The sequence below is a fragment of the Microbacterium sp. KHB019 genome (genome assembly GCF_037285405.1).
Taxonomy (GTDB): domain Bacteria; phylum Actinomycetota; class Actinomycetes; order Actinomycetales; family Microbacteriaceae; genus Microbacterium.
Window position 1 is genome coordinate 794,912 of the sequence record NZ_JBBDHF010000001.1, and the last position, 15,280, is coordinate 810,191.

Here is a 15,280-nt window from a genome sequence, read left to right on the forward strand (position 1 = left end):
GTGGTTCAGGGGCGGTGGGGACGCTGCGGCCCCCACACCTCGGGGAAGCTCGCCTCGTCCGCCTGTCGCCACAGAGCCATGCGCCGCGCCTCTTCGGTCTGCTCCGCGAGGTAGTCGGCGATGCTGCTCTCCTCCACCCGCCACCGCGCCGGCGTGCCCAGCTGCGCGCCGCGGAGACGCCCGGCCGTCACGAGGGCGATGACCTCATCGACCTCGATGCTCAGCAGCTCGGCGACCTGCGCGGGCGCGAGGAAGCGGGGAGCAGATGCGGGCGAATCGGCCATGCGTCCATTCTGACGTGCCGGCGCGGGCGACCTGCACCACCGCTCCCTCCTGTGGATAACTTCCGACTCGACAGCGGCGATTCTGTGACGATGAAGTCATGACGACCCACCCACGTCCCAGACGCCCGTTCTGGGGCGACATCCGGTTCCTCATCGGCGTCGTGCTCGTGATCCTCTCGATCGCCGGCGTCTGGCTGATCGTCTCCTCCGCACGGAACACGACGCCAGTGCTGCAGGCGAATCGCACGATCACCCAGGGCGAGTCGCTCGCCTCCGGCGACTTCCGCGTCGTCGAGGTGAGTCTCGGCGCCGTCGTGGATGGCTACCTCGCGCCTCAGGATCTCGAGCCCGGCATGATCGCCGCCCGCACCGTGGAGAGCGGCGAACTGCTCTCGACCACGGCAGCGGCAGACGCGCAGAGCGGGCGGACGACGAACATCGTCGTGGACAGCAGCGTCGGCATTCCCGCCCGCGTCGAGGCGGGTACGCCGGTGGAGCTGTGGTATTCGCCGCCGCTGGAGGACGACGGAGAGTACGACGCGCCGCGGATCCTCGCCGCCGACGTCGTCGTGGCATCCATCCCCGAGAGCGACGGAATGCTCGCACAGCGCAGCGCGGCCGTCGAACTCGTGATCGATCGCGCCGATGTGGCGGATGTGCTCGCAGCCATCAACGCCGGCGCCGCGCTGTCGATCGTTCCCGTCGGGTCCGGCTCGTGACGGCCGTGATCGTCGCCGTCGCCGACCCCAGGGCGACCGAGCTCGCCAGAGAACTGGAGCGCATCGGCCATCGCATCGTCGGCATCGCACCCGATCCCGATGTGCTGCACGATCAGCTCCATGACGCCGAGGCGATCATCCTCCCCGCGACCCGCACGGTCCTGAACGCCGACCTCGTCGCGGCGTGCGACGCCGCAGGAGTGCGGATCGTGACGCTCGGCGCGGGAGACTCGCGACTGCTGAGCCGATACGGACTCCCCGAGGCGCTGCCGGAGGACGCCGACGCCTGGCAGATCGCCGACGCCCTCGACGATGAGACGCCCCGTACGGCGACGAGGAGCGAACCGTCGCATCGGCGTGTGGTGGCGGTCTGGGGCTCGCACGGTGCTCCAGGCAGGTCGACCGTCGCGATCCAGCTCGCGCTCGAGCTCTCGCGTGGTCGGCGGTGCGCGCTGATCGACGCCGACACGGTCGCCCCGTCGCTGGCGCTGCTGCTCGGCCTCGGCGACGATGCTCCTGGTATCGCGGCCGCCTGCCGTCGCGCCGAACTGGGCGGCCTGGATCCGGCGGAGCTCGACCGCGTCGCGGTGGCGATGGAGACCAGCGCGGGCACCGTCGACGTCCTCGCCGGGCTCAACCGGCCGTCGCGCTGGCCGGAGCTGTCTGCCGACCGGTTGCGCGCGACCCTCGGCGTGTGCAGGGAGTGGGTCGAGGAGACCGTCGTCGATGTGTCGGCGTCGTTCGAATCCTACGAGGAGGTCTCAGACGACCTCAGCGGCCCTCGCCGCCATGCCGCCACCACTGCGGTGCTGCGCGAGGCCGATGTCATCGTCGCCGTCACCGCCGCCGATCCCCTCTCGATCTCGCGTTTCTTGCGTGATCACGCAGAGTTGCGCGGACTCGTCGGCCCCACCGCGCGCATAGTGGTCGTCGCCAACCAGGTGCGCCCTGGCCCGCTCGGCATCGACGCACGTGGACAGGTTCGACGTGCGCTCGAGCGCTTCGCCGGCATCACCGACGTGACCTTCCTGCCGTTCGATCAGCGCGCGGCCGACGCCGCCCTGCTGCACGCCGGGCCCATGGCGGATGTCACGCCGCGGTCGGCTCTCGTCGCAGCGGTCCGGCGCCTCGCCGAGCATCTGGAACCGGCGCCGACGCGCACGACCGTCACTGCCGGTAGGTCGAGAGGAAGTTCCCGAGTCGCTCGATGGCTTCGCCGAGCACCCGCGGTTCCGGCAGGGTGACGACGCGGAAGTGATCAGGTGTCGGCCAGTTGAATCCGGTCCCCTGAACCAGCAGGATGCGCTCGGCGATCAACAGGTCGTAGACGAACTTCTCGTCGTCATGGATGGCGTGCACCTCGGGGTCGAGCCTGGGAAACGCGTACAGCGCTCCCTGCGGCTTGACGCAGCTCACTCCGGGGATCGACTCGAGGCCCTGCCAGGCGATGTCGCGCTGCTCGTGCAGGCGCCCTGTGGGAGCGATCAGCGCATCGATCGACTGAACGCCTCCCAGAGCCGCCTGCATGGCGTGCTGCGAGGGGACGTTCGGGCACAGCCGCGTGGATGCCAGCAGCGTGATGCCCTCGAGGAATCCCTTGGCGTGACGCTGGGGCCCGGTGATGACGAGCCAGCCCGCGCGGTACCCGGCGACGCGGTAGGTCTTCGAAAGTCCGTTGAATGTGAGGCACAGCAGGTCGGGCGCCAGCGTCGCGGTGGAGATGTGCTCGGCGTCATCGAAAAGGATGCGGTCGTAGATCTCGTCGGAGAGGAGCAGCAGCTCGTTCTCACGCGCGATCTGCACGAGCCCCTCGAGCACCTCGCGCGAGTACACGGCACCGGTGGGGTTGTTGGGGTTGATGATGACGAGGGCCTTCGTGCGCGGCGTCACCTTGGCGCGGATGTCCTCCAGGTCGGGCTGCCAGCCGTTGTTCTCATCGCAGACATAGTGCACAGGGGTGCCTGCGGCCAGGCTCGTCATCGCCGTCCACAGCGGGTAGTCCGGTGCGGGGATCAGGACCTCGTCGCCCTCGTCGAGCAGGGCCTGCATCGTCATCGTGATGAGCTCGGAGACACCGTTGCCGAGGTAGACGTCATCCGGCCCGAACGGCGGAAAGTCCTCAATCTGCTCGTACCGGCTGACGACGGCCCTGCGGGCGGAGATGATGCCTCGGCTGTCGCTGTAGCCGTGCGCGGTCGGAAGAGCCGCCAGCATGTCGTGGACGATCTGGTGGGGTGCCTCGAAGCCGAAGATCGCCGGATTTCCGGTGTTGAGCTTGAGGATGCTGTGGCCCTCTGCTTCCAGACGCGCCGCCTCTGCCGGAACCTTGCCTCGGATCTCGTACAGGACGTTCTTCAGCTTCGACGACTGGTCGAAGGTGCGCGTGTGGGTCATTGAGAAAGCCTACCGGCATTCACCGGCAGGCTTTCTCAACGGAAGTTCAGCGCTTCTTCTTGTCTGCGGCTCGGCGCTGTTCACGGTTCTGCGGAGCGGCTGCCGGAGCATCGACCCGCTGGCCGAACGCGCCGCGCGCGCTCTCCTGCGGAGCCGCGGCATCCGTCTCGGGCGCCGCCTTCTTCACCTGGCCGCGGTCGTTGCGCACCTCGACCTCGCCGGCGTCGTTGGGCGCGGAGTACTCGAGGCGCTGCTCGCCGACATCGCTGACGAGACCCTTCGCCTCGACCTCGGTGACCTCGGAGTCCGCGGCACGACGCACCTCGACCTCGAGGTTGTAGAGGTATCCGACCGACTCCTCCTTGATCTGGCCCATCATGGACTGGAACATGGAGAAGCCCTCGCGCTGGTACTCGATGAGCGGATCGCGCTGCGCCATGGCGCGCAGACCGATGCCGTCCTTCAGGTAGTCCATCTCGTAGAGGTGGTCGCGCCAGCGGCGGTCGAGCACCTGGAGGACGACGCGGCGTTCCAGCTCGCGCATGGCAGCCTCGCCGAGGGCCGCCTCGCGCTTCTCATAGGCGATCTTCGCGTCGGAGAGCAGCTCGCGCGTGAGACCGTCCGTCGTGATCCCGCCCTTGCGTCCGCCAGCCTCGGCGACGACCTCGTCGATCGTGACGCTGACGGGGTAGAGCGTCTTCAGCTCGGTCCACAGCGCGTCGAAGTCCCAGCTCTCGGTGTGGCCCTCGCCGGTGTGGTCGGTGACGACACCGGTGACGGCATCCTCGATGAAGTGCTGGACGCGGTCGGCGATGTCGTCGCCCTGCAGGATGTGTCGGCGATCCGCGTAGATCGCCTCGCGCTGGCGGTTGAGGACGTCGTCGTACTTGAGGACGTTCTTGCGCATCTCCGCGTTGCGCGATTCGACCTGCGACTGGGCGCTGCGGATCGCACGCGAGACGAGGCCGGATTCGATCGGGACATCGTCGGGGAAGTTCGTCCGGGCGAGGATGGCCTCAGCTGCTCCGGACTGGAACAGACGCATCAGGTCGTCGGTGAGGCTCAGGTAGAAGCGGCTCTCTCCCGGGTCGCCCTGACGTCCTGAACGTCCGCGCAGCTGGTTGTCGATGCGGCGCGATTCGTGGCGCTCGGTGCCGAGCACGTAGAGGCCGCCGGCTTCGGTGACCTTGGTGCTCTCCTCGGCGACGACGGCCTTCATGGCCTCGTACGCTTCGTCCCAGGCGGCCTCGTACTCCTCGGGCGTCTCCGCCGGGTCGAGGCCCTTGCCCCTGAGCTCCTGGACGGCAAGGAATTCGGCGTTGCCGCCGAGCATGATGTCGGTGCCTCGACCGGCCATGTTCGTCGCGACGGTGACGGCACCGAGGCGTCCGGCGCGGGCGACGATCTCGGCCTCACGTGCGTGGTTCTTGGCGTTGAGGACCTCGTGCTTGATCCCCTTCTTCGCCAGCAGGCGAGAGAGGTACTCGCTCTTCTCGACGCTGACGGTGCCGACCAGGACCGGCTGACCGGTCTCGTGACGCTCCGCGATGTCCTCGACGACCTGGGCGAACTTCGCCGTCTCGTTCTTGTAGACGAGGTCGGCGTTGTCCTTGCGGATCATCGGCTTGTTCGTCGGGATCTGCACGACGCCGAGCTTGTAGGTCGACATGAACTCGGCCGCTTCGGTCTCGGCGGTGCCGGTCATGCCCGCGAGCTTGTCGTACAGGCGGAAGTAGTTCTGCAGCGTGACGGTGGCGAGGGTCTGGTTCTCGGCCTTGACCGGAACGCTCTCCTTGGCCTCGATGGCCTGGTGGATGCCCTCGTTGTATCGGCGGCCGACCAGGATGCGGCCGGTGTGCTCGTCCACGATCATGACCTCGTCGTTCATCACGACGTAGTCGGTGTTCTTCTTGAACAGCGCGAGCGCCTTGATCGAGTTGTTGAGGAACGAGATCAGCGGCGTGTTGGCGGACTCGTACAGGTTGTCGATGCCGAGGTAGTCCTCGACCTTCTCGATACCGGGCTCGAGCACGCCGATCGTGCGCTTCTTCTCATCGACCTCGTAATCCTCGCCCGCTTCGAGCGTGCGGGCGATCTTCGCGAACTCGGTGAACCAGCGGTTGGCCTCGCCCGAGGACGGACCGGAGATGATCAGCGGCGTGCGAGCCTCGTCGATGAGGATCGAGTCGACCTCGTCGACGATGGCGAAGAAGTGCTCGCGCTGGACGAGGTCCTCCTTGCGCCACGCCATGTTGTCGCGCAGGTAGTCGAAGCCGAACTCGTTGTTCGTGCCGTACGTGATGTCCGCGGCGTACTGCTCACGGCGCACCGCAGGCGTCTGGCCCGAGACGATGATGCCGGTCGTCATGCCCAGCGCCCGGTACACGCGACCCATGAGCTCGGCCTGGTACGAGGCAAGGAAGTCGTTGACCGTGATGACGTGCACGCCCTCGCCGGCGATCGCGTTCAGATACGCGGGGAAGGTGGCGACGAGCGTCTTGCCCTCACCGGTCTTCATCTCGGCGATGTTGCCGAGGTGAAGGGCTGCGCCACCCATGAGCTGCACGTCGTAGGCGCGCATGCCGAGTGTGCGCTTGGCCGCCTCGCGCACGGCGGCGAAGGCCTCGGGCATGAGCTGGTCGAGCGTCTCGCCGTTCTGGAAGCGCTCGCGCAGCACCGTGGTCTCGTTCGCGAGATCCTCATCGGTGAGCTTCTCGAAGTCCCCCTCGAGGGCGCCGACGGCCTTGACCACCTGGTTCAGGCGCCGAAGGATGCGGCCTTCACCTGCGCGCAGCAGCTTCTCAAGAGGATTCGCCACTTAAGTCATCTCCCTGTTGTGGGTCAGATCCCAGCCACCCAGATCGGGCTTCGGTGCCGGGCATACTTCGCTATGTTACCGGCCCGTGACCTGCACGTCGTCTGCACAGGACACGCCGTTCGGCCCGATCTGGCAGTAGCGACCCATTTCCGTGTATATATTTACTCAGAAATGATTTCAGGAGGTCACCGTGTCCGTTCGCCAGAGCCTGCTCGCCATCCTCGACCAGGGGCCCTGCTACGGGTATCAGCTGCGTGCGGAGTTCGACCGCCGCACCGGCTCGACATGGCCGCTGAACGTCGGGCAGATCTACAACACGCTCGAACGCCTCGAGCGTGACGCTCTGGTGCAGCGCGGCGAAGCAGACGAACAGGGCCACGTGTACTGGCAGATCACGGATGCCGGATCCGCCGAGGTCGCGCAGTGGCTCTCCTCCCCCGTCGTGCGCACCCAGGCCACGCGAGACGAGCTCGCGATCAAACTCGCCGTCGCCGCCACGCTGCCCGGCGTCGACGTCGCCGCGGTCATCCAGGCGCAGCGACGCGCGTCGCTGTCGCACCTGCAGAGCATGCAGCGGGCCAAGTACGCGGGCGGCGACCCTGAGGGACCGGCCGAGCTCGCGTGGTCCCTGGTGGTGGACTCGATGATCTTCGCCGCGGAGGCAGAGGTGCGCTGGCTGGATCACACCGAGCAGCGCCTGGCGCTTCATCCGAACCATGCGATGGGACTCGAGCTCGCGACCGAGCGGCCCAAGCGAGGGCGCCCGGTCGTTCGACAGGGGCACGCCGTCGGCACCGAGACCGAGGGATGAGGATCATGACCGAAGCAGTGCTGCAGCTCGTCGGCATCACCCAGCAGTACGGGCAGGGCGCGACAGCGGTCTCCGCGCTGTCCGGCGTCGACCTCGAGGTCAGGCAGGGCGAACTGGTCGCCATCATGGGGGCCTCGGGCTCCGGCAAGTCGACTCTCCTGTCGATCGCCGGGGGCCTCGCGACCCCGACCAGCGGCGAGGTGATCATCGAGGGGTCCTATCTCAGCGAGCAGTCCCGCTCCCAGGTCGCGAAACTGCGTCGCCGCTCGCTCGGATTCGTGTTCCAGGACTTCAACCTCATCCCGACGCTCACAGCCATCGAGAACGTGATCCTCCCGCTCGAGCTCGACGGATTCCGCGGGAGAGTCGCCCGCCGTGCCGGCAAGGACGCTCTCGCCTCGGTCGGCCTCGCCGACAAGCTCGACTCCTACCCCGACGACCTGTCGGGCGGGCAGCAGCAGCGCGTTGCGATCGCCAGAGCCGTGGTCGGCGGCCGGCGCCTCATCCTCGCGGATGAGCCAACGGGCGCCTTGGATTCCGTCACGGGCGAGATGGTGCTGAAGATGCTGCGAGCGCGGGTCGACGCGGGAGCCGCGGGCATCCTCGTCACGCATGAGGCACGCCATGCGGCCTTCGCGGACCGAGTTGTCTTCCTCCGTGACGGCCGCATCATCGACGAGACTCGACGCGACGGCGCCGAGAGCCTGCTGACCGGCGCAGCGCAATGAGCTCGACACTCGAACGGCAGCGCAGCCGGTCGACGAGACGAAGCCCGGAACCGCGACCGACTCGCGAGCGCGGCACGCATCGCGCCCGCTGGCGAGTCGCCTCACGGCTCGCGCATCGTCAGGTACGGCGCACGATCTCGTCGAGCATCCTGATCGCGACACTCATAGCGCTGCCGATCGCCGGCATGGCGGCGTTCTCGATCGTCTCGTGGAGCGCCGCATCCACGCCGGAGGAGGCCGTGCGCGCAGAACTCGGCCAGATGGAGGCGTGGGTGCAGCCGGTCGGCGTGCCGGACTCCGGGTTCTGGCAGGCACCGACGCAGCCGGACTGGAACGGCTATCCCTTCGAGAACGATCAGATGACGGTGACCGACGGCGACCCGCTGCCGGACCCGATCGGCGCCCTCCCATCAGGGACCGAGACGATCCCGGTGACCGAAGGCCAGATCCGCGCGAACACGGGTGCCGGGGTGGCGACGCTGTCCGCGTGGGCCGGTGAGGTGTGGGACGAGCGATTCGATGGCCGCTTCGACCTCGTCGAGGGGCGGATGCCCGCGGCATCCGACGAGATCCTCGTGACGCCGGCCGGTCTCGAGCGGTTCGACATCGCGATCGGCGGAGACGTCGAGATGACGGACTCCGGCGAGACGTTCACGGTCGTGGGGACGATGACCGCGAAGACCGTACCGTCGGATCAGACGGCTCTGTTCCTCCCCGCCGGCGCTCTGAGCGGATCGACGCAGTGGTTCCTGCCGAGCACACCCCTGACCTGGAGCGATGTTCAGGCGCTGAACGAGAACGGAATCATCGCTTACTCGCGTGATGTGATGCTCGACCCGCCGGCGGCGAAGGCCGGGGACCCATGGGCAGGCATGGGCGAGTACTTCGCGTGGCAGGGTCTCGTGATGATGCTGGTGGCGTCCGGCCTCTTCGCCGCGTACGTGGTCATCATGCTCGCCGGGGCGGCGTTCTCCGTGGCGGCCCGTCGCCAGCAGCGCTCGCTCGCCGTCGCCGCGAGCGTCGGTGCGACCGGAGCCGACCTCCGCCGCACCGTGGTCCTGCAGGGGACCGTCCTCGGTCTTGTCGGCGGACTGATAGGACTCGCTCTCGGCACCGGGCTCGCCGCGGTCATCATGGCTTTCACAGATGACGGCTCCGGCACGCGGTACTGGGGTTTCCACATGCCGTGGGTGGCACTCGGCGCCATTCTGGTCTTCTCCGTCCTTGTGGGAACCGCATCGGCGGCGATCCCGGCGCGCACCGTCGCGCAATCGGACACGCTGAGCGCCCTGCGCGGCGCACGACGGCCGCAGACGCCGAGAGCATCGCGACCGATCTGGGGCTCTGTCATCCTGATCGTGGGAGTGGGGATCACGATCGCGAGCGCGGTACTGACGGCTTCCCTGGGTGCTGTGCCATACGAGGAACTCGCGGGAGATTCCCCCCTGCGGGCGATCCCGCCGTTCGGGATCGTGATCGGCCCCATCCTCGTGCAGATCGGCATCCTCCTCTCGGGCAGGTGGCTGCTCTGGCTCACCTCGCGCACCCTGTCTCGTTTCAGCCTGTCCGCCCGGGTGGCGTCGCGGGATGCCGCGGCGAACGCCTCGCGCACCGTTCCCGCCTTCGCTGCCATCGGGGCGACCGTCTTCATCGCGGTGTTCGCGATGTCTCAGTCGTCGATGCAGATCGGCAACTCGAACCGGAACTGGTTCTACCAGGGGCCCGTCGACTCGCTGTCCGTGGAGTTCTACCCGGCAGGCAACGGAGTCGTCATGCCGGTGAACGCCGAGCAGGCGGATGCCGCAGCGGACGCCGCGGTCGAGCTCGTGACAGACGCGGGTGCGTCGAGCGTCGGGCTCGTCCAGGCGCAATCAGAGCCCGTGTACTACCCGTCGTCCGACGATGTTCCAGCGGACGATCAGTGGATCATGGCCGTGATGCCCGAAGAACACCTGCTCGATCCGACCGTGACCATGTCCTACGGCTTCATGCAGTCGCCGATGAACCCGATCTCCGTCGTCGAGCCCGCTGCACTGTCAACGGTGCTCGGCGTGGATCTCTCAGCCGCTCATCTCGCAGCGTTCCGTGCCGGCAGTGCACTCGTCACCGACGATCGGTGGGTGACCGACGGCACCATCGACGTCGCCGCGTGGACGGCTCGCGAGTCGTATGAAGGGCGCCTTCCGGACAACGTCTGGCAACGACAGCCTGAGCTGTCGCCCGTCGCCGAAGCGCAGTGGGAGCGGGCCGTCGAAGCGATCGTGCTCGATGTGCCGGATCAGCCGCTGGCGATCGTCATCGCTCCGGAAACAGCCGAGCGACTCGGTATGGTGGTCCAGCCGGTCACGGTCGTCGCCGCGATGCCCGAGCCGCTCGCGAACGAGGACATGGATCGCGTGTACTCCCACGCCACGCTCCTCAGCAGTCCCGACGTGGCACTCTCACCGTCATACGAGCGCGGTCCGACCACGGACTGGTTCTGGATGATCCCCACCCTCATCGGCGTCGCCGTGCTGGTCCTCGGGGCGTCCGCCGTGGCGCTGGGCCTTGCTCGCTTCGAACGCCGGCCGGACGACGCCACGCTCACAGCGGTCGGCGGCACGCCGAGCCTTCGACGACGGATCGGCTTCTGGCAGGGGCTCATCATCGCCGGATTCGGCACGATCGCGGGAGCTGCGGCCGGGATCCTCCCGCCGATCGGGTTCGCGATCCAGTCCCGGGGTGAGCTGCTCGTGGCGGACATGCCCTGGGTGGCGCTGGCGGGACTGGCGCTCGCGCTGCCCCTGCTGATCGCCGTGGCATCCTGGCTCATCCCGCCCCGAACGCCGGAGCTCACGCGCCGAACGGTCATCGCCTGACCCGCGACCCGCGCTGCGGATCAGAGATGATCCACAGCGCGCGCATCGCATACGGAAAGTAGGATCGAGCCATGGCAGGTTTCTGGGGCAAGCGTAAACGTGAGCAGGAGGCCGCTCAGGCGGCCCAGGATGCCGATCTGGCGCGCCGGGCCGAGCAGGCTCTCGTCGCAGCGGACGAGCGGATCCGCACCGCCGGTGACGAACTCGCGTTCGCCGAAGCCGAGCTGGGCGTCTCGCTCACGAAGGATCTGAAGGCCGCACTCGAGTCGGTGAAGACGCACCTCCGTGAGGCGTTCCAACTGCACCAGCTCAATCACGACGAGATCCCCGACACCGACGAAGAGCTGCGCACCCGCAACGCTCGCATCGTGCAGTTGTGCGAGTGGGCAGAAGACCTCCTCGACGAGAAGACCACCGCCCTCGCCGACTCGGTGTCGCGCGTACGGCAGGCTCCCCAGATCATCGAACAGGTCCGCAGAGATGCCGAGGCGCTCGCCGCGCGCATCCCGCAGACGCGCTCGAGCATCGAGCGACTCTCGACGCGCTACGCCGAATCGGCGATGCACCAGATCTCGGCATCCGCAGACGAAGCGGAGCAGCTCATCGCCTTCGCCACCCACGGCGCAGACGTCTCGGAGCGCCGGCGCGCTGCGCGACAGAACGAAGAGGCGAACCTCGCGCTCGAGACGGCGACGGAGGCCACCCGCCGCGCCGGCGCCCTCATGGATGCAGTGGAGGACTTCGAGATCGAGGCGCTCCGCGCCGAGTCCACCCTCGCCGAGGTCGTCGCAGACTCGCGCGGAGACATCATCGCCGCCCGGAGCGCTCCGAAGGCGCCCGCCGTCACGGCCGCCGTCGCCGAGCTGGAGCAGGCACTCGAAGCGCTCTCCCCCGCCGGATCCCGCAACGACCCGTTCGCGGAGCTCACCCAGTTGCGCACCGCCAACACCGCCCTCGACGACGCGATCGCCAAGGCGCAGTACCGCGCTCAGAACCCGCTGCCCAGTGTGGCGCAGGTGCAGCACTCGCTGGATGACGCCGACCGGCAGCTCGGCGTCGCCCGAGGACTCATCTCCGGCCACCGCGGCTGGATCGGCGCCGACGCGCGAACGCGGTTCGCCGAGGCAGAGCGCCTCCGCATCGACATCCCCGAACTGATCGCGCCGGAGGAGACCCGCGAGCAGGCTCTGGCTGCGTCCCGTCGGGTCGCCCAGCTCGCCGCCGAGGCGCTTCAGCTGGCCCAGCGCGACATCGACTCGGCGCGTCCGCAACAGCAGCAGGGCTGGGGCGGCGACGGCTGGGGCGGTGGACGCCGCGGCGGCGGTGGCGACATCATGGGCGGCATCATGGGCGGCCTGGTCATCGGAAGCATCCTGGACGGCATCTTCGACTGAGGGTCAGAACACGGAGAAGGCCCGGCATTGCATGCCGGGCCTTCTCCGATCACGTCAGGATGCGAGCGCCTCCGCGTGCTCAGGCGACGCCTGGGTGGTCAGCGAGATCACGCCGTAGTCCCAGCCCTTGCGCCGGTACACGACGCTGGGGTGATCGGTGCGAGCGTCGACGAACAGGAAGAAATCGTGCCCGACGAGCTCCATGCGATCGACGGCCTCCTCGACCGTCATCCACTCGGCTTCGAAGTTCTTGGTACGGATGACGACGGGCGAGTACTCCTCTTCCTCCTCGCTCTGCACCGGGATCGTACCTGTGGCGACCGCTTGCAACACGTCCACGGATGCCGGCTGCACGTCGATGCCCTCGAGCGAGCCGCTGCCCTTCTCGAAATGCGCACCGCGAGGGTGCTGACGACCGTCGACCCGCTTCTCCTTCGCGCGGCGCAGCTGCTCGGCGAGCTTGTCGACCGCGAGGTCGAGGGCGACGAACTTGTCTCCGTCGACGGCCTCGGCGCGAACGATGGGGCCCTTGCCGACCAGCGTGAGCTCGACGGTCTCATCCGGTACGCGTCCGCCACGATAGGCGCGATGCGTCACCTTCACATCCAGCCTCTGCGCCTTCGCGGCAAACTGCTGAACACGGGCGATCTTCTCTTCGACAACGGTTCGGAAGCGATCGGTGATACCCACCCCGACGCCAACGATGCTTGTTTCCATTGCTGCCTCCTTGTCCCGGTCCTCCCGGCCAAGGGCGGACCGTGGTCGCCTTGTGGTCCCCTACCGTAGTCCGCGTTTCCCTCGATGTCACGGTTCCTTCACAATGTGTTCCCTCAGAATTCTCGTCGGCGCGGCGTCGCCGCCAGAGTGACGGCCCCGCACACCCGGAAACCTGCCGCTGTCAGCGCCCTGGCGGCTTCGTCGAGGGTCGATCCGGTGGTCACGACATCGTCGACGACGACGACGTCACCCGCGTCCCGGGCGTGTCGCGCCCGCATGCTTCCCGTCACGTTCCGGCGACGCTCCTCGACATCGAGGTCACGCTGGTCCCTGGTTCGTCTGGTCGGTCTGAGAAGCCGTGCGGGTGCAAGCCCTGCACGCCGCAGGAGCAGGTCGGGCACCCGGTACCCGCGACGACGGAACGACGCCGCGCTCGTCGGCACCGGCACGAGCAGCGCATTCGGATGGACGGCGAGCAGTCCTGCCGCCGCGTCCGCGAGGGCCGCGCCGAGAGGCCGCGCGAGCAGGGTCTCACCGTCCTCCTTCACCCGGCGGATGCAGCGCGCGACGATGCCGTCGAAAGCAAGCGCCGAGATGACCGGCATCCCGTCGGGGGTCGAGGTGTGCACCGGCTCAGCGGTGAGCGCCGCTCGACACTCATCGCACAGCAGCGTCCCCGGCGCATCGCATCCGGCGCAGCATCCGGCCAGCACGAAGGCCGCGATCTCGTCCGCCAGCGCCGCCCACAGTGCCATGTCTCTACGGTGACGTCCTGCGCGCGCACCGCGCGACGCCGAGCGCACGACCTGCGGACGACGTGCTCCTGTGCAGGACGAGTCGCCTGCCTGGCGCGCGCCTACTGTCCGGCGTGCGTGCCGAGCACCAGCACTCCGGAGAGCCCCAGCTGCCACGTCGTGCCGCGCTGGGCGTACAGCACGCCCTCATCGCCGAGGATGCGCAGCGCGGAGTTCGTGCGGCCGCCGGAGAGCATGAGGGCGCCGCTGGGCGCGGCAGCCGCGGTCCCTGGGCCTCCCACGCTCTGCGTGACCACGAGATGAGCGGACTCGTCCTGAATGAGGACGCCGAGAGCGTCCTCGCCGATCCACGACAGCGCAAGGGGTGTGCCGTCGATCTGCGCCACCAGGTGCACATCGCCGAGCGCGACCGGCGCGTGCGCGTCGTCGCGGGTGATCGCGGCGAGCGCGATCCAGCGCTGGCCGCCGACGCTGATCACGGCTGCCAGGCGCACGCCGTCGGACGCGACGCGCAGCTGCATGATGGATGAGGCACCGGGGAATGCCTCTGCGACCTTGACCGAGGTGACATCGGACCGCCAGGCCTCGACGTCGTGCGGCGACGCCCTCGGCACGGTCCAGGTGTAGCCGTACGGGTCTATCGACGGCGCGATCTGCCCCGGTCTGGTGGGGATCTGGTTGACCTGCCCGTCTTCGACGATGTAGATCGCGCCGTTCTTGAACTGCATGGCCGCCAGCGAGTCATCCGCTGCGACATCCACGGCAGCGACCGACGAGGCGACCTCGATGATCTGGTCGCTGATTCCGTCGTACGGCGTGATCTCCTGCCCGACGAACGATCCGAACGCGTCTTCAGTGAGGACGACGGGGCTGGACTCGGCGCGTCCCGTCTCCACGGCGGCCGTTCCCGCACCGAGATCGCGACCGTTGACGAGCAGCCGCACCTCGGTCACACCCGCCGGCCGGAGAGTCGCCTCGAGCTGTGTCCGCATGCGAGAGAGCTGCCGATCGTCCAACGCCGCCGCCGCGGCCGTCAGTTCTACGGTGGCGATCTTCTCGGGGCTGATCGGCACCGAGTCGCTCGCCAACGAGACATCACCAGGAAATGCGCTGCGGACCGCAGGAGCGAGCCACTCGCCAGGGCTTCCGTCGAGCAGCGCCTGCGTGAGGGTGGTCGCGATCGTCTGCCTGCGCGGATACCACCGGAGGTCAGGCACCAGGTGCGTCCAGCTCTGATCGAAGTACTGCAGTGGATATTGCCGATACACCTGTTCGAACGCGCCGGCATCCAGCACGATGCCGTCCGCCGCCTCGGTGATGCGCCACTCCCCCTCGTCGTTCTTGGCGACGGCGAAGGATGCGACGGATTCGTCTCCTGGCAGTTCGGCGTACGCGCCGTCCTCATCGACTCGGGCGACGAGGTCGAGCACCACGCTCACGTCGCCCGTTTCGGCGTCGTCGCTCTCCAGATCCGATGAGAACTCCCGCATTCCGGCGCCGGAATCGATCGTCACGCCGGCGCTGGGCCGCCAGGTCGCCGCGAACTCAGGGCTCAGGAACTCCCGTGCGATCGCCCACCCGTTGTCTGGCGTGAGCGCAGCGTCCAGGAATCCTTCGACGATCTCTGCCGGGCTCGCCCCCTCGAGCGGCCTCGCGGCGATCTGGCTGATGTCGGGGTCGAGGTCGACGTCGTCCAGGACGAGCCCCACGTTGACCTCTCCGGCGCTCGGCAGACTCGTGCATCCGGCGAGGACGGCGGTCAGCGCGGCGAAAGCCACGATGCTCAAGCGGCGATGCCAACG

The 15,280-nt window shown here is 68.2% G+C and carries 12 protein-coding genes; 6 read left to right on the forward strand and 6 right to left on the reverse strand.

The features are described 5' to 3' along the window. Positions 1 to 5 precede the first annotated feature (5 nt). Entirely contained in the window at positions 6 to 284 is a 279-nt protein-coding gene (locus tag KHB019_RS03955; RefSeq protein WP_337458117.1) for a helix-turn-helix domain-containing protein, read from the reverse strand. Positions 285 to 382: 98 nt separating this feature from the next. Here KHB019_RS03955 and KHB019_RS03960 point away from each other — a divergent pair, with 98 nt between their 5' ends. Both KHB019_RS03960 and KHB019_RS03965 read left to right on the forward strand, forming a co-directional pair. After that, a complete protein-coding gene (locus KHB019_RS03960; protein WP_337458118.1) occupies positions 383 to 1,003 on the forward strand; it encodes an SAF domain-containing protein in 621 nt (206 codons plus the stop codon). Then, positions 1,000 to 2,247: an AAA family ATPase gene (locus KHB019_RS03965; protein WP_230102227.1), complete on the forward strand. Its 1,248-nt coding sequence runs from the start codon at positions 1,000 to 1,002 to the stop codon at positions 2,245 to 2,247. The genes KHB019_RS03960 and KHB019_RS03965 overlap by 4 nt, the downstream gene beginning before the upstream one ends. Here KHB019_RS03965 and KHB019_RS03970 read toward each other — a convergent pair. Both KHB019_RS03970 and secA read right to left on the reverse strand, forming a co-directional pair. Further along, positions 2,171 to 3,397 (reverse strand): pyridoxal phosphate-dependent aminotransferase, encoded by a 1,227-nt coding sequence (locus tag KHB019_RS03970; protein ID WP_230102226.1) that lies wholly within the window; start codon positions 3,395 to 3,397, stop codon positions 2,171 to 2,173. The two genes, KHB019_RS03965 and KHB019_RS03970, sit on opposite strands and share 77 nt — an antisense overlap. A gap of 46 nt (positions 3,398 to 3,443) precedes the next feature. After that, a complete protein-coding gene (secA, locus tag KHB019_RS03975) occupies positions 3,444 to 6,215 on the reverse strand; it encodes a preprotein translocase subunit SecA (protein ID WP_337458119.1) in 2,772 nt (923 codons plus the stop codon). A gap of 190 nt (positions 6,216 to 6,405) precedes the next feature. On the opposite strand from secA, the gene KHB019_RS03980 reads away from it, so the two are divergent. From KHB019_RS03980 to KHB019_RS03995, 4 genes are all read left to right on the forward strand, one after another. Then, entirely contained in the window at positions 6,406 to 7,026 is a 621-nt protein-coding gene (locus KHB019_RS03980; protein WP_230102224.1) for a PadR family transcriptional regulator, read from the forward strand. A gap of 5 nt (positions 7,027 to 7,031) precedes the next feature. Then, entirely contained in the window at positions 7,032 to 7,754 is a 723-nt protein-coding gene (locus KHB019_RS03985; RefSeq protein ID WP_230102223.1) for an ABC transporter ATP-binding protein, read from the forward strand. Further along, positions 7,751 to 10,612 carry an FtsX-like permease family protein gene (locus tag KHB019_RS03990; protein ID WP_337458120.1) on the forward strand — a complete coding sequence of 954 codons (2,862 nt, stop codon included), beginning with the start codon at positions 7,751 to 7,753 and terminating at the stop codon, positions 10,610 to 10,612. Before KHB019_RS03985 ends, KHB019_RS03990 begins: the two co-directional genes overlap by 4 nt. A 71-nt stretch (positions 10,613 to 10,683) precedes the next feature. Then, on the forward strand, positions 10,684 to 12,006 hold the full coding sequence (locus KHB019_RS03995; RefSeq protein ID WP_337458121.1) for a hypothetical protein: 1,323 nt from the start codon (positions 10,684 to 10,686) through the stop codon (positions 12,004 to 12,006). 54 nt (positions 12,007 to 12,060) lie between these two features. On the opposite strand, the gene hpf is transcribed toward KHB019_RS03995, so the two are convergent. From hpf to KHB019_RS04010, 3 genes are all read right to left on the reverse strand, one after another. Beyond that, on the reverse strand, positions 12,061 to 12,723 hold the full coding sequence (hpf, locus tag KHB019_RS04000) for a ribosome hibernation-promoting factor, HPF/YfiA family (protein WP_230102220.1): 663 nt from the start codon (positions 12,721 to 12,723) through the stop codon (positions 12,061 to 12,063). A gap of 113 nt (positions 12,724 to 12,836) precedes the next feature. Beyond that, positions 12,837 to 13,478 (reverse strand): ComF family protein, encoded by a 642-nt coding sequence (locus KHB019_RS04005; protein WP_230102219.1) that lies wholly within the window; start codon positions 13,476 to 13,478, stop codon positions 12,837 to 12,839. Between the two features lie 101 nt (positions 13,479 to 13,579). After that, entirely contained in the window at positions 13,580 to 15,256 is a 1,677-nt protein-coding gene (locus KHB019_RS04010) for an LpqB family beta-propeller domain-containing protein (RefSeq protein ID WP_337458396.1), read from the reverse strand. Between the last annotated feature and the right edge of the window lie 24 nt (positions 15,257 to 15,280).

Excerpts from the sequence above, each read along its gene's own strand:
- KHB019_RS03955 (WP_337458117.1), bottom strand. The coding sequence starts at position 284 with ATGGCCGATTCGCCCGCATCTGCTCCCCGCTTCCTCGCGCCCGCGCAG.
- KHB019_RS03960 (WP_337458118.1), top strand. The coding sequence starts at position 383 with ATGACGACCCACCCACGTCCCAGACGCCCGTTCTGGGGCGACATCCGG.
- KHB019_RS03970 (WP_230102226.1), bottom strand. The coding sequence starts at position 3,397 with ATGACCCACACGCGCACCTTCGACCAGTCGTCGAAGCTGAAGAACGTC.
- KHB019_RS03985 (WP_230102223.1), top strand. The coding sequence starts at position 7,032 with ATGACCGAAGCAGTGCTGCAGCTCGTCGGCATCACCCAGCAGTACGGG.
- KHB019_RS03990 (WP_337458120.1), top strand. The coding sequence starts at position 7,751 with ATGAGCTCGACACTCGAACGGCAGCGCAGCCGGTCGACGAGACGAAGC.
- KHB019_RS03995 (WP_337458121.1), top strand. The coding sequence starts at position 10,684 with ATGGCAGGTTTCTGGGGCAAGCGTAAACGTGAGCAGGAGGCCGCTCAG.
- hpf (WP_230102220.1), bottom strand. The coding sequence starts at position 12,723 with ATGGAAACAAGCATCGTTGGCGTCGGGGTGGGTATCACCGATCGCTTC.
- KHB019_RS04005 (WP_230102219.1), bottom strand. The coding sequence starts at position 13,478 with ATGGCACTGTGGGCGGCGCTGGCGGACGAGATCGCGGCCTTCGTGCTG.